The sequence below is a fragment of the Streptomyces sp. NPDC042201 genome (assembly GCF_055582185.1).
In genome coordinates this window covers 132,873-145,696 of sequence record NZ_JBVJDS010000011.1, presented here as the reverse complement: position 1 = coordinate 145,696, position 12,824 = coordinate 132,873, and the positions used below count along the sequence as shown (strand labels likewise).

Annotated in this window: 8 protein-coding genes and 3 pseudogenes; 3 read left to right on the top strand and 8 right to left on the bottom strand. The window is 70.7% G+C overall.

The genetic code is table 11. The annotated features are described in order from the left end of the window. Positions 1 to 322: 322 nt before the first annotated feature. From ACZ6MZ_RS25750 to ACZ6MZ_RS25735, 4 genes and pseudogenes are all read right to left on the bottom strand, one after another. On the bottom strand, positions 323 to 2,137 hold the full coding sequence (locus tag ACZ6MZ_RS25750) for an FAD-dependent oxidoreductase (RefSeq protein WP_469354559.1): 1,815 nt from the start codon (positions 2,135 to 2,137) through the stop codon (positions 323 to 325). Next, complete coding sequence (locus tag ACZ6MZ_RS25745) at positions 2,137 to 2,400, bottom strand: UBP-type zinc finger domain-containing protein (RefSeq protein WP_067378125.1); 264 nt, start codon at positions 2,398 to 2,400, stop codon at positions 2,137 to 2,139. The genes ACZ6MZ_RS25750 and ACZ6MZ_RS25745 overlap by 1 nt, the downstream gene beginning before the upstream one ends. A gap of 5 nt (positions 2,401 to 2,405) precedes the next feature. Next, on the bottom strand, positions 2,406 to 2,852 hold the full coding sequence (gene trxA, locus ACZ6MZ_RS25740) for a thioredoxin (RefSeq protein ID WP_469354557.1): 447 nt from the start codon (positions 2,850 to 2,852) through the stop codon (positions 2,406 to 2,408). Continuing rightward, positions 2,849 to 3,034 (bottom strand): annotated as a pseudogene (locus tag ACZ6MZ_RS25735) (hypothetical protein); the annotation flags it as partial. The pseudogene ACZ6MZ_RS25735 and the gene trxA, both read right to left, overlap by 4 nt. Before the next feature lie 208 nt (positions 3,035 to 3,242). On the opposite strand from ACZ6MZ_RS25735, the pseudogene ACZ6MZ_RS25730 reads away from it, so the two are divergent. Then, positions 3,243 to 3,454, top strand: a pseudogene (locus tag ACZ6MZ_RS25730) (transposase); the annotation flags it as partial. Here ACZ6MZ_RS25730 and uvrA read toward each other — a convergent pair. Then, a complete protein-coding gene (uvrA, locus tag ACZ6MZ_RS25725) occupies positions 3,427 to 5,913 on the bottom strand; it encodes an excinuclease ABC subunit UvrA (protein ID WP_469354555.1) in 2,487 nt (828 codons plus the stop codon). The pseudogene ACZ6MZ_RS25730 and the gene uvrA overlap by 28 nt on opposite strands. A gap of 716 nt (positions 5,914 to 6,629) precedes the next feature. Here uvrA and ACZ6MZ_RS25720 point away from each other — a divergent pair. Then, positions 6,630 to 8,852: an FUSC family protein gene (locus ACZ6MZ_RS25720; protein WP_469354553.1), complete on the top strand. Its 2,223-nt coding sequence runs from the start codon at positions 6,630 to 6,632 to the stop codon at positions 8,850 to 8,852. Positions 8,853 to 8,878: 26 nt separating this feature from the next. Here the strand turns inward: ACZ6MZ_RS25720 and ACZ6MZ_RS25715 are convergent. After that, positions 8,879 to 9,316, bottom strand: a pseudogene (locus ACZ6MZ_RS25715) (phosphate-starvation-inducible PsiE family protein); the annotation flags it as partial. 733 nt (positions 9,317 to 10,049) lie between these two features. On the opposite strand from ACZ6MZ_RS25715, the gene ACZ6MZ_RS25710 reads away from it, so the two are divergent. Next, the gene (locus ACZ6MZ_RS25710; protein ID WP_469354551.1) at positions 10,050 to 11,069 is read left to right on the top strand and encodes a DUF4331 family protein; all 1,020 of its coding nucleotides are present in this window, start codon (positions 10,050 to 10,052) and stop codon (positions 11,067 to 11,069) included. Between the two features lie 63 nt (positions 11,070 to 11,132). Here the strand turns inward: ACZ6MZ_RS25710 and ACZ6MZ_RS25705 are convergent, their stop codons facing one another. Both ACZ6MZ_RS25705 and ACZ6MZ_RS25700 read right to left on the bottom strand, forming a co-directional pair. After that, positions 11,133 to 11,894: a hypothetical protein gene (locus ACZ6MZ_RS25705; protein ID WP_469354549.1), complete on the bottom strand. Its 762-nt coding sequence runs from the start codon at positions 11,892 to 11,894 to the stop codon at positions 11,133 to 11,135. Then, entirely contained in the window at positions 11,891 to 12,802 is a 912-nt protein-coding gene (locus tag ACZ6MZ_RS25700) for a hypothetical protein (protein ID WP_469354547.1), read from the bottom strand. Before ACZ6MZ_RS25700 ends, ACZ6MZ_RS25705 begins: the two co-directional genes overlap by 4 nt. Positions 12,803 to 12,824: the final 22 nt, after the last annotated feature.

The window sequence follows — 12,824 nt, the reverse complement described above, 5'->3', positions numbered from 1 at the left end:
CACGCGGTCTAGCGGCGGCGTCCGGGGGCGGGCTGGACGGCGAGGCTGATGGGGGCCCTCGGCCAGGACCGATCTCTATGTGGAACGCGTCCTCGGATTCCGACACGTCCGCGAGAGGCGTCCACGCGGCCGCGGGTGTCGCGCCCACCGTCGACTCCAGCAGGCCGCTCATCTGGTTGAGCAGTTCGTCGAACTCGACCAGGGGACTGAGAGGGGTGGGTGCCCGGACGGGCCTTTCCTGCAGACCACCACCGCGGTGGCGCCGGACGGGCACGGCCATCGCCCCCTTCTTCCTTCTCGTGATCTCATCGCCCGCCCTTCGTCATGCGAGCCATGCGGACTCCTTGTGACGTATGCGTGGGGAGACGTCCGAGCCGCCCCCGGCAGCGGACGTGCCCGTGGTGCCGGGTACGGCCGAGTGCCCCAGGTGGCGGTGCACGAAGTGGATGGCCATCGCGCCCTCACCGGCCGCCGAGGCCACTCGCTTTACCGAGCCGCTACGGACGTCCCCTACCGCGAAGACCCCGGGCAGGCTGGTCTCCAGGGTCATGCACGAGCGCCCGCGCCCGTGCCACACCTCGGGGTAGGCGCAGGCTTCCTGGGCCTCCGGGCCGGTGAGGACGAAACCGTGGGAGTCGAGGGCGATGATGCCGGCGAGCCACTCGGTGTGGGGGTCGGCGCCGGTGAAGACGAACAGGCCCCGTACGGCGAGCGGGCGGTGCTCGCCCGTGTGGTTGTCGACCACGTCGAGCTCCTCCAGCACCTCCTGGCCGATGACCTCGGTGACCTCGGTGTGCAGCATGACCTCCACCTGCGGATGGCGCTCGACCTGGTCGACCAGGTAGCGGGACATGCCGGCCTCAAGGCTGGGTCCTCGGACCAGCAGGTGCACCTTTGGCGCGTACCCGGCGAGAAACAGCACCGCCTGGCCCGCCGAGTTGCCTCCGCCGACGACGGCCACCGGGTCGGTGCGGCACTGCTGGGCCTCGTAGACGGTCGCCGAGTAGTGGACGCTCGTTCCCTCCAGGCGTTCGATACCGGGCACCTGGAGCCGGCGGTAGCGGGCACCCGTGGCCAGGACGACGGCGCGGGCGGCGATCTCGCTGCCGTCGGCGAACGCCACCACGTAGTGGTCCTCGTCCTTGGGATGGAGACCGGTCGCCTCCACCGGAATGCTGATCCTGGCGCCGAACTTGTCGGCCTGGAGCACGGCGCGTTCGGTGAGTTCAGCGCCGGAGATGCCGGCGGGGAAGCCGAGCAGATTCTCGATGCGGGACGACGTGGCGGTCTGGCCGCCGGTGGCCATCGCCTCCACCACGGTGGTGCTCAGGCCCTCGGAGGCGGCGTACACCGCGGCAGCGAGGCCGGCGGGTCCGGAGCCGACGATGAGGACGTCGCCGTAACGGTTTCCGGCGGGCAGTGACGGCAGGCCGATGAGCCGGGCCAGTTCCGCGTTGCTGGGGTTGCGCAACAGGGTGGTGTCCCGCCAGATGACGAGCGGTGTCTCCTCCGGGCCGACGCCGAAGCGACGCAGCAGCTCCTCGGCCTCCTCGTCGGTCTCCAGGTCGATCCAGCGGTGCGGCAGCCGGTTGCGGATGGCGAACTCGCGCAGCCGCCGGGTGTCGGGCGAGTAGCGCGAGCCGATGATGCGGAAGCCGGCGCCCTGTCCGACGAGCAGCGCGCGACGGCCCAGACAGGCGCGCAGCACGACGTCCCCGATGGTGGAGTCCTGGGACACCAGGTGGCGCAATTGGTCCAAGGAAACGACGAGGACCTCGCCCGGCTCCCTGGCGACAGCGGTGTAGAAGGCCACCTGTCCGTGCAGCAGCCCGAGTTCGCCGATGAAGCGACCGGGGCCGTGCACGCGCAGCACGCGCTCCTCGGGAGTGCCGTAGTCCTCGACGACGGCGACGGTACCGCTGAGGACGATGAAGAACGTCTCGCAGCGCTCCCCCTCCTGGATCAGCACGTCGTTCGGAGCCATGCTCCGGCGTTGCCCGTGCTCTGCCAGACGTGCTATCTGGTCCTCCGTAAGGCGCGGATACGCGCCGTAGATGTCCGGGGTCTCCCGGAAGACGGCCTCGTCCGCTTCCTCCGGCACCGGTTCTTCGCCCGGCAGCGACTGGTCGCCGGACATCAGACGAACGCCTCGTGAACGTAGCACCAGCGCCATTCCTCGCCGGGCTGGAACGACTGCACGATCGGATGGGCGTCGGCAGCTGCGTGCCTACGCGCGTGCTTGTTCGGCGAGGAGTCACAGCAGCCGACGTGCCCGCAGGTCAGGCAGAGCCTCAGGTGGACCCACGGGGAGCCGAGCAGCAGACACTCCTGACACCCTTCTGGGGTCAGCGGCTGGACCGGCCGGACAAGCGCGAGGTGGGGGTCTGCGTGCAGGGTCATCCGGATCACCCTTCCCGGGCCGTGATCGACTGTTCCACCCACTGGCGCAGAGCGGGGGCGGGCGCCGCCCCCGCCTGCCGGGCGACCGTCTCGCCCTGGTCGAGGACGAGCAGTGTCGGTACCGCCTGGACCCCGAAACGCTGCGACAGCCGCGGGTTCTTGTCGACGTCGACCTTGACGAGTTTGATTCGGCCGGCGGGATCGGTGGCGACCTTCTCCCGCGCGGGGCTGACCATGCGGCAGGGGCCACACCAGGTGGCCCACAGGTCGACCACGACGTGGACGTCGGCCCGCCCGGCGACCTCGGTGAAGTCGCCGTCGCCCGCGTCCACCATCCACGGTAGGGGATGCTTGCAGTGGCCGCACTTGGGGCGGCCCTCCGCGGTCACGGGCACTCGGTTGGTGCGCCCGCAGTTCGGACAACTGACGGTCGTCGCCTGCATCGTGCTCATGCCGCCCGCGCTCTCTTCACGTCCTCGGGCTGGTCGTAGGTGACCACCAGCTCTCCGTGTTCGGCGTCGACGCGGACCGTCGTGCCGTCCTGGACGTCGCCGCGCAGCAGGGCGCGTCCGACCAGTGTCTCGACCTCGTGGGAGATGTAGCGGCGCAGTGGCCGGGCCCCGTACACCGGGTCGCAGCATGCCGGCGCCGAACGGCGGACGCTGCGGCACACTGCTGGACTGGCGGACCTACGGGTCGCCTTGCACGGGGTGCAGGCCCCCACCCTGGGCACGTTCCTGCGCTCCTTCACCCACGGGCACGTCCTTCAACTGAACGCGGTGCACCGCAGGTTCCGGGCGCAACTAATCGAAAATGGATCTTGGGCTGTGAATGATCACGGTATGGGGCGGGAAGATCTCACGGACGAGCAGTGGGCGGTGCTGGAGCCGCTGTTGCCGAGGGCGCCAGGGAGGGGCGGCCGCCTGTCCGGCCTCGGCGGCAGTTGATCGACGGCATACGGTTCCGGGTCCGTACCGGTGTTCCGTGGCGGGACATGCCCGTCGAGTACGGGCCGTGGGGCCGGGTCTACGACCTGTTCCGCCGATGGCAGCGCGCGAGCCGGGCCGCGAGATAGGGCGCGGTGGCGCTGCGGCGGGCCCTCGCCACCTTGGCCGGCGGGCCCGCCGCGACCACCCGCCCGCCCGCGTCCCCGCCGCCCGGCCCGAGGTCGATGACCCAGTCGGCGGTGGCGATCGTGTCCAGGTCGTGCTCGACGAGGACGACCGTGTTGCCGGCGCCGACGAGCCGGTGCAGCTGTCGCAGCAGCAGCGCGATGTCCGAGGGGTGCAGCCCCGCCGTCGGCTCGTCGAGCAGGTAGAGCGCGTGCCCGCGGCGGGCTCGCTGCAGTTCGGTGGCCAGTTTGATGCGTTGCGCCTCACCACCGCTGAGTTCCGTCGCGGGCTGGCCCAGCCGCAGGTACCCCAGTCCCACCTCGCGCAACGTCTCCAGTCTGCGGGAGGCGGCCGGGACGGCGGACAGGAACTTGGCGGCGGCGTCGACGGACAGCGCCAGCACTTCCGCGATGTTCTTGCCGCGGTAGGTGACTTCCAGCGTTTCGGCGTTGTACCGGGCGCCCTCGCAGGTCGGGCACGGCGCGTAGGTGCCGGGCAGGAACAGCAGTTCCACCGCGACGAATCCTTCGCCCTGGCAGGTCTCGCACCGCCCTTCGGGCACGTTGAAGGAGAACCGCCCGGCCGAGTAGCCGCGCGCCCTGGCCTCGTCCGTCGCCGCGTACAGCTTGCGCACCGCGTCGAACATCCCCGTGTACGTGGCCAGGTTGGACCGGGGAGTTCGGCCGATGGGCCGTTGGTCGACCCGGACCAGCCGGTCGAACGACTCGACCCCCGACGCGTCCTGGACGTCGACCTCCAGCTGCGCCTCGTCGGGCTCCTCGGGTACGAGTCCGAGGTGGTCGCGGACGACCTCGGCGAGCACCTGCGTCACCAGCGTCGACTTTCCGGAACCGGACACGCCCGTCACCGCCGTCAGTACGCAGAGCGGTACGTCGACGGACACGTCGTGCAGATTGTGGCGGGAGACGCCGCTCAGGTGCAGCCAGCCGTGCGGTGTGCGCGGGCGGTGATCGAGCGGCTGGGCGCGCCCGAACAGGTACTGGCTCGTGGCCGACTCCCCGACCCGCTCAAGGCCGGCGACCGGGCCGCTGTACAGCACGCGTCCGCCGCCCTCGCCCGCGCCGGGGCCGATGTCGACCACCCAGTCCGCCCGCCGTACGACGTCCATGTCGTGCTCCACGACGAACAGCGAGTTGCCCGCCGCCTTGAGGCGGTCCAGCACGTCCAGCAGCGGTTCCGCGTCAGCCGGGTGCAGGCCTGCGGAGGGTTCGTCGAGGACGTAGACGACGCCGAACAGCCCCGAGCGCAGCTGGGTGGCGATCCGCAGGCGCTGCGCCTCGCCGGGCGACAGGGTCGTCGAGCGGCGCCCGAGGCTGAGATATCCGAGGCCCAGGTCGAGCAGTACGTCGACCCGCGCGACCAGATCGCAGCAGATCCGGACCGCGACCTCGGTCGTCTCCCCGGATCGGGCGGTCGACGTGGTGGCGTCGGCCTCGGACCGCCCCGCGACAGGCCGCAGCAGCGCCACGACCTCGGTGAGCGGCATCGCGTTGATCTCGGCGATGGAACGTCCGGCGAAGGTCACGGCGAGCGCCTCGGGCCGCAGTCCGCTGCCGTGACACTCGGGGCAGGGCACACTCCTGACGAACCGGAGCGCCCGTTCGCGTATCTTCTCGCTCTTGGAGTCGGCGAGGACGTGCATGACGTGCTTGCGGGCGCTCCAGAACTTGCCCTGGTAGCCGTAGTCGACGCGGTCCTCCTCCGGCTTGATGTACACGGAGGGCTGCTCGTCCGTGTACAGCAGCCAGTTCCGGTCCTTCTTCCTGAGCCTGCGCCACGGTCGGTCGATGTCGATCCCCAGGCCGCTCACGACACTGCGCAGGTTGGCGCCCTGCCAGGCGCCCGGCCAGGCGGCGATTGCCCCCTCGCGGATGCTCAGCGAGGGGTCCGGGACGAGCAGGTCCTCGGCGACGTCGTGCACGACGCCCAGTCCGTGGCACTCCGGGCAGGCACCGGCCGCGGTGTTGGGTGAGAACGACTCGGCCTCCAGCCGTGCGGCCCGGGGCGGATAGGTGCCGGCGCGGGAGTACAGCATGCGCAGCAGATTGGACAGCGTGGTGATGGTGCCGACCGTCGAGCGCGAGCTGGGCGACCCGCGTCGCTGCTGCAGGGCCACGGCCGGTGGCAGTCCGGTGATTTCCTGCACGTGCGGTGCGCCGACCTGTTGCAACAGCCTTCGGGCGTACGGTGCTACGGACTCGAAGTAGCGCCGCTGGGCCTCCGCGTAGAGCGTGCGGAACGCGAGCGAGGACTTGCCCGAACCGGAGACGCCGGTGAAGGCGACCATCGCGTCCCGCGGAACGTCGACATCGATGTTCCGCAGGTTGTTCTCACTGGCGCCCCGGACATGCACGAAGGGGTCGGTCGCGTCCTTGTTCACCGTTCCTGATTACCTGATCGCGCTGGGAACCGCGCGACAGGCGCCGTCACCGGGCCCCGCTCACACGATCGTCCGGAGAATCCCGGTATGAGCCGCTCCCAGGGAACATGCGAGAGTGCTTCACCGGTGGTCCGTATATGGGTGTGAAGGGAACTGTGTCCCCGGGCCGCACCCTTTGCCCATGAGGACAATCGTTCGACTGAAGCCTTATGGAGCCCCCGCCGCGAGGCGACCGCCCTTCGCACCCACTCTCGATCGGCCCCGGCTGGGGATCCCCCGAACCAGTCGGGGCCTTCACGTGACCCCTGCCGGCGCCCTTCGGCGAACGTGGTGGTTCGCCTCCCGGTGGCGCACTCGCCCCGGCGGCTCAGCCCCAGGTCGCGAGGTTGTGCCCCATGGCGGGGGTCGGCCCGGCCGTCCCGCCTGTTTCCCCCGGACCGGTCCGGGGGACGGGTGGCGATCTGCCCGTCCTCCGGCCGGGGCTGGGGGCAATCGCCCGCGCTCCGGTCGGACCTGAAACAACGGCGATTGCCCGCGCTCCGGCCCGGAGGACGGACGGCGGACGCTCAGCAGTGTCCGCAGTGGCAGCACCCCGTCCCAGCGGCTGCGGCCGCCAGCATGTTCCCGGGCCGTGTGGGAGGCTTCCTTGCCCGACGGCTGCCGCACCTCAGCCAGGCCGACGCGTCCCGGCAGGGCGTTCCGGCTAGTCTCACACCGTGACGTGGCTGCGGGCTTTCGGGGAGGTCGTGCGATCCGGGCTCGCGATCGAGGAGACACGGCTGGAGCCCCTGCTCGCGCTGCGCACGGCCGCTGGGGTGGCGATGGTCGTCGGGCCGGCTCTGTGGCTGGTCTCTCCTGCGTACGCCGCGTCCGCCGCCCTCGGTTCCTACGCCGCGGGTGGGGCCACCTTCCAGCGCACCTGGCGTCCACGCAAGGTGATCGCGCTCGGCGCGGGCGCGGGTCTGGCGATCAGCACCTTCGTGGGCTACCTGGCGGCGGGGCGACTCGTGACGTTCCTCCCACTGCTGGCCGTATGGGCCTTTGTCGCGGGGATGGCGTGGGCCGTCGGATCGACCGCTGGGATCGTCGCAGCGACGACGGTCGGCAGCATGCTGGTGACCATCACCCTTCCCACGAGCGTCGGGCAAGCCCTGGAGCACGCCGGGGTCATCGCACTCGGGGGCGTGGCGCAGGCCGTGCTGATCTTGCTGTTCCCGATCCGTCGTTGGGGGGCGCATCGTGACGCGCTCGCCGACGCCCTGGCCGCCGTGGCGGACTACGCCCGCCGGCTGCGGCACGACCCGACTGCCCCGTTCGACCCGGAGCCGTTGATGACGGCCCGGGACGCGGCCTCCGTGACGCCGTCACAGGCCCGCACCCGTCCCCCCGTCCTCCACGGCCCCCGGGGGCTCGCCGAGCGCATTCGGCCGGTCGTCGCCGCGCTCGCCGACCCGTACGTCGGCGCCCCGGCGGAGGGCCCCGGGCGGGACCGCGCGCGGGAGTTGCTCGACGCGGCCGCCGATGTCTTGGACGCCTCCGCCCGTTCGATCCGCCGCGGCACTCCCGCCGAGGTGCCGCCCAAGAGCGCGGACGTCCTGCGCGTCGACGAGGAGCACGAGGTGCTGGAGGGGCCCGCGCGGCAGGCCGCCGAGCGGCTCGTGGAACTGCTCGGCGAGGCGTTGGAGATCGCTGGGAGCGGCGGCGCGCGCGGGAAGACGCCCACGCCGCCCGGCCCGGCGGGCGCCCAGTTCCTGGTGCGCCCGACACTGTTCCGGCTGGTCCCGGTCGTCGTCCGGGCGGTCCGCCGTGAGCTCCGCCGGGACTCGCCCGTGTTCCGGCACGCCGTCCGCCTGGCGGCGGTGGCCACGCTCGGCTATCTGATCGCCGCCCGGCTACCCCTGGGCCACGGCTACTGGGCGCCCATCGCCTCCGTGATGGTGATGCGGCCGGACTTCCACCGGACGTACGCGCGTGCGGTGGCCCGTCTCGCCGGAACCCTGACGGGGGTCGCGCTTGCCACCGGGATGGTGCGGGCTCTGGGCCCGGACGCCCAGGTGTCCGGCGCGCTGGCGGTGGTCTCGGCAGGTCTGTCGTACACGCTGGTCCGTACCGGCTACGCCTACTCCCAGTGCTTCACTGCCGCGTACGTCGTCTTCCTGCTCGGCATGGGCGGCCAGGCATGGGAGCAGACGGTCCCGGAGCGGGTGGTGCTCACCCTGCTCGGCGGGGCCCTGGCCATGCTGGCGTACGTGGTGTTCCCCGCATGGGAGACGCCCCGGCTGCCGGGCCGGCTTGCGGACTGGCTCGCCGCCAACGGCCGCTATGCGGCCGCGGTGCTCCGCAGCCATGCCGAACCGACCCGGGAGCATCGCGCCGACATGCGCAAGGCACTGCTGGCGAGCAGGGAGGCACGTGCCGCCTGGCAGGAGGCATACGACCGGGCAAGGCAGGAACCGGTCCGCCCCCGGGGCCTGACGTCGCGCGAGGCGGAGGAGGCGCAGGAAGCGCTCAAGGGGTTCGGCCGGGCGGCGATGCTCATGGAGAGCCACGTCCCGCGGGCCGACAGCCGTTTCGTCCCCGAGGCGGAGCGGTTCGCCGAGGCCCTGGAGGCGGACACCGAGCAGGCGGCAGTCGACGTGCGCGAGCACAGAAATCCGGACTGGGGGCGCGTGGAGGAGGCGCTCCACGCGTGGGAGGGCGCCGCGGCCGGGGACCGGAGCCCGGTGGTGCGGCGCGGGGCGGAACTGCAGAAGCGGGCCTTGCAGGACCTCGCGACAGCCGTGAGCCGCACACCCCTGGAACGGGACGTCGGCTCCGCTCGCGAGGAGCAGCGGGTGCGGACGGCCGTGGCGGCGGAAGGTGACGGATCAGGACCCGCGCCCCGGGTGGGTGACGGCGCCGGCGACGGGGAGCGCCGCGCCTCCTGGAGCGGGAAGTAGTCTCCCGGCCGCGTCGAGCGCCGCCACACGTACGCTGCTGTCGCCATCACGAGGATCAGCCCCGCCAGGATGAGCAGTTCGATCCCCTCGACGTTCCACCGGAAGGACCTCTCCGCCTCGGCCGTCACGATGAGCACCTTGCGGATGCCGGCAATCAGGCCGACGACGAGGAACGGCTCCGCGTCGAGGGTCTGGTTCCTGATGGTGAGGCGGACGGTGTGGAGGAGCTCGGCCACGATGAACAGCACAAGGCCGTTGTCCAGGGCGGAGAGAACGACCGTCTCCTCGCGGTACGGACCCTGGATCGACCTGATGACGTCGTGGACGACCCCGACGGTCAGGAGCCCCGCGAGCAGTACGAGGAACGCAGCGACGACGAGGTGGATGCCGTCCTCGATGAGCTGCAGGAGGCCCTGTACCCGGCCGCCCTCGATCTTCGGGAGATTGGGTCGCACAGTCAGCATGCTAAGGGCTGTCCCGTAATCCGTGGTGGATCAGCGCACGGCGTCAGATACGGTGCATCGCAAGGCGGAGGGACGTCCGCATACTGGATGTATTCGGGCGTTCCGACAACGCAGCGAGGTGCCGTAGCTGTCGTCGTGCGCCCGCCACGGATTACGGGACAGCCCTTAGGGGTGCCCCGGCCCGCAGGCGCGTCCTGCTGCCGAACGGGTGGACGAGCCGGTTCAAATCCTGTCGTCCCGACCAGCGTTTACGTAGGTCGCAAGCGGTATCGGAGAAATCCGGTACCGCCTTTCCGTATTTCTTGGACGGCGTCGCGGAGAACGCCGGTGGAGATGCGTCCGCTGCGCGGGCCGGTGAAGAGGCGGGCGTGGCTCTGTTCGTCGGCGATCCAGCCGTGGACGGTGCGGTCGACGGCGCCGTTGGTGATCATCCGGACGGGGAAATATCCGAGGGCGGGTACGACGCGTCGGCGAACAGTCGCCGAGGGCGGTGGCGTGGCCGGCCGCGTAACCATCTACCCAGCCGGACTCCACATCGCAGGCGTCAGTCGTTGCCCCTGCGGTGACCCATTCGAGGGCCATTTGACAGCGGCGCTTTCGCCCTCGACGGTCGGACCGCTGTGGCGGGCTAGCGTGGCTGCACAGCCCGGGTGAGGGTGCACCTCACGAGCGGCGGAGCGGCCGTTCGCGCGCTCTGGCGGTCTTCCAGCGAGTGAGCAGAGGAAAGCCTGACATGTCCAATCACTTCACCGGCCTGAGTCTCGGGCCGCCGCTCGGCGACCAGCGCCTCGATCTGTGTGACCTGTACGCCTTCGCGGCAGCTGGCGATCCGAGCAGGACCGTTCTCATCCTCAACGCCAATCCCAACGCAGATGCCCTGCACCCCGACGCCGTATACCGCCTGAACATCGACAACGACGGCGACTACCTGACCGACCTTGCCTTCAGCTGGGTCTTCAGCCCGCCGGCAGTCGACGGCTCGCAGACCTACAGCGTCTTCATGGCAACCGGTACGGAGTCCCGCAAGCCCGAGGCGGTTGGCACCAAGATCGTGTCGGACGCCGCCGTCTCCTTCGACACCCAGGCCAACGTGGTCGTGAGCGGCGACTACAAGGTGGCCGCCGGCAGCCGCAGCGACGCCTTCTTCTTCGACTATGACGGTGTTAAAAATCTGTTCGACACCAGCGGCAGCCGGAACTTCACCGCACCGCATCTGAGCGGGCAGTCCCCGTGGACCGGCGTCGACTCCAACAGCACGGCCAACGTCTTCTCCATGGCGATTGAGCTGCCGACCGCAATGCTGGCGCCTCAGCCCGAGCTGCACATCTGGGGCCGGTGCAGCGTCCTGCGCGACGGTGAACTCGTTCACGCGGACCGGGCCGGGCACCCGTCGGTGAGCAGCTTCTTCAACACCGACGACACGAAGGAGGAGTACAACGCCAGCGAGCCCGTCAACGACCGGGCCCGGTGGACAGACCAGTTCGTCCACCTGCTGGGCCACACCGGCGACTACACGCGTGAGGAGGCGATGGCCGCGCTCGATGGGCACGGGATCCTGCCGGACGTGTTGCACTTCGACCCGTCCAAGCCCGCCGCGTACCCTAACGGCCGTACGTTCACGGAAGACGTCATCGAGGTCCGCATCGCGTTCCTCACCAAGAACGAGGCGCCGCCCACCGGTCTGACGCCGCACACCGACACCCTGGACCGGTTCCCGTACCTCGGCGACCCACACCCGGCAGCCGCTACCTGACGGATCCCGGCAGGAGCTGCCCGGCGTGACGGAGAACCCCACCTGGCCGTGCGCGGGCAGTCCTTACGCGGCCAGGAGGTCCACCAGCCTGTCGCGGACACCGTCCCTGCCACCCGCCGGGGCCGGCACCAGCCTGTCCCGGTGCTGCGGATCCCGGGAAAGGACGTGCAGCCGCCCCTCGTTACGGGCCAGGATCAGGTCGGTGCTGGTGCCTGCCGTCTCGGCCGATCCCTGCGCGGTGTACTGGGTGACGGTGACCAGCGCGGAACGCTCCGACCCGGTGAGCACGGCATCGGCGTCCATCGACGGATCGGTATCCGCCGACGGTCCCCGGGGCAGCCAGTCGGTGAGCGTACGGAGTGCCTCGTCGAGCTTGTACAGGCCGACCTGGTGGACGCCGAGCGCGTCGATGCGGACCATCAGGCAGATCCGCTCGGGCTGGGGGAGCAGCAGGATCCGCCACGGCTCGCCCGGATCCGTTCCGGTCGTACGGGCGTCGAGCACCTTCCTGGCCCGCTGCTGCAACGCCACAGCGATGCCCAGGTCTCCCCGTACTTGGACCTCCTCGCCCGAGGAGCCCGCCAAGAGCAGTTGGCGTGCGGCCAACGAGCGGACGGCCTCGGCGAGTTCGTCGTCCGACGGCCGGGCCTCCAGGAAGTCCACGATCGCGTCCACAGCGGTGAGTTCGGCGATGGTGTACGCACCGAGCAGCACCGGCCCGGTGTTCACCAGATCCACCACGGCCGAGATCAGCCCTGGGGGAACGGACGCCTCGCCCGGCCCCGGCGGTGACGCCGAAGGAGTGCCGCGTTGATCGTCGCTCATGACGAACCTCCTGCCGGCCAACCGCCCACGGCAGGCGCCGCGCGATTCTCACGGAGAACGGCGGCGGCGATACGGGACGGGGTCTGCGTCACCCATACGTCGGAGTTGCCGAACAGGCCCCGGCCGGCCCTGCCGGACAGCGCCTGGCCCAGCTCGCCGGCCAGATCCGGCCGGTCCGGTGGCGGGAACCGGGCCGCGAGTTCCTGGGACACGGCCGTGACGTCGTCGTTCGCCTCGATCCGGCGCAGCGCCTGGGTCAGAGACCGCGCGATCGGCGGCGTCAGGGACGTGGGCACCGCCAGAACCGGCGAGAGATACAGCGGGCGCCGCTCGGTCATCCGCGACAGACCCCAGGGCCCGACGTTACTGTCGGTGAATTTGTACACCAGGTAGTCCACCAGGTGCCGAAGGTCGCTCGGACGGGGCAGTTTGGGCCCACCGAACGCGGCCGGGGTCTTCTCCAGCTGCACCCAGGTGCCCTGTGTCGTGCGGCCGTGCAGTTTCTCCCGTACGACCTGTCCGCGCATCCCGATGTCGGGGTAGAGCTTCTTGTCGATGTCGCGGTGGTGGCTGGACAGCCGCGGATGGCTGCCCTTGGTGAACCGCCACTTCTCGTACAGCCGCGGATCGTCCACCAGCACATGGCCGCCGCGCAGCACGTCTCGCAACTGTGGTACCTGCAGTCCGTGCCGCTCCAGATCGTCAAGGATCACCGCTTCCTCAGGACTGAGGCGTTCGGCGGCTTTGACCAGGCCTTTCCGGTACGATCCGGCCCGCGCGGTGATCTCGATCATGAGCCGCACCCTGGCGCGCACCTCTTCGGCCCGATCGGCGGGGACAGCATCGGAAGCCGCCTTGCCGGGCCGCTCAGCGCGGGTGGCGAACGCCCGCGTGTGCTTGCGCTTCATCTGGCCAGTACAGCACGACAGT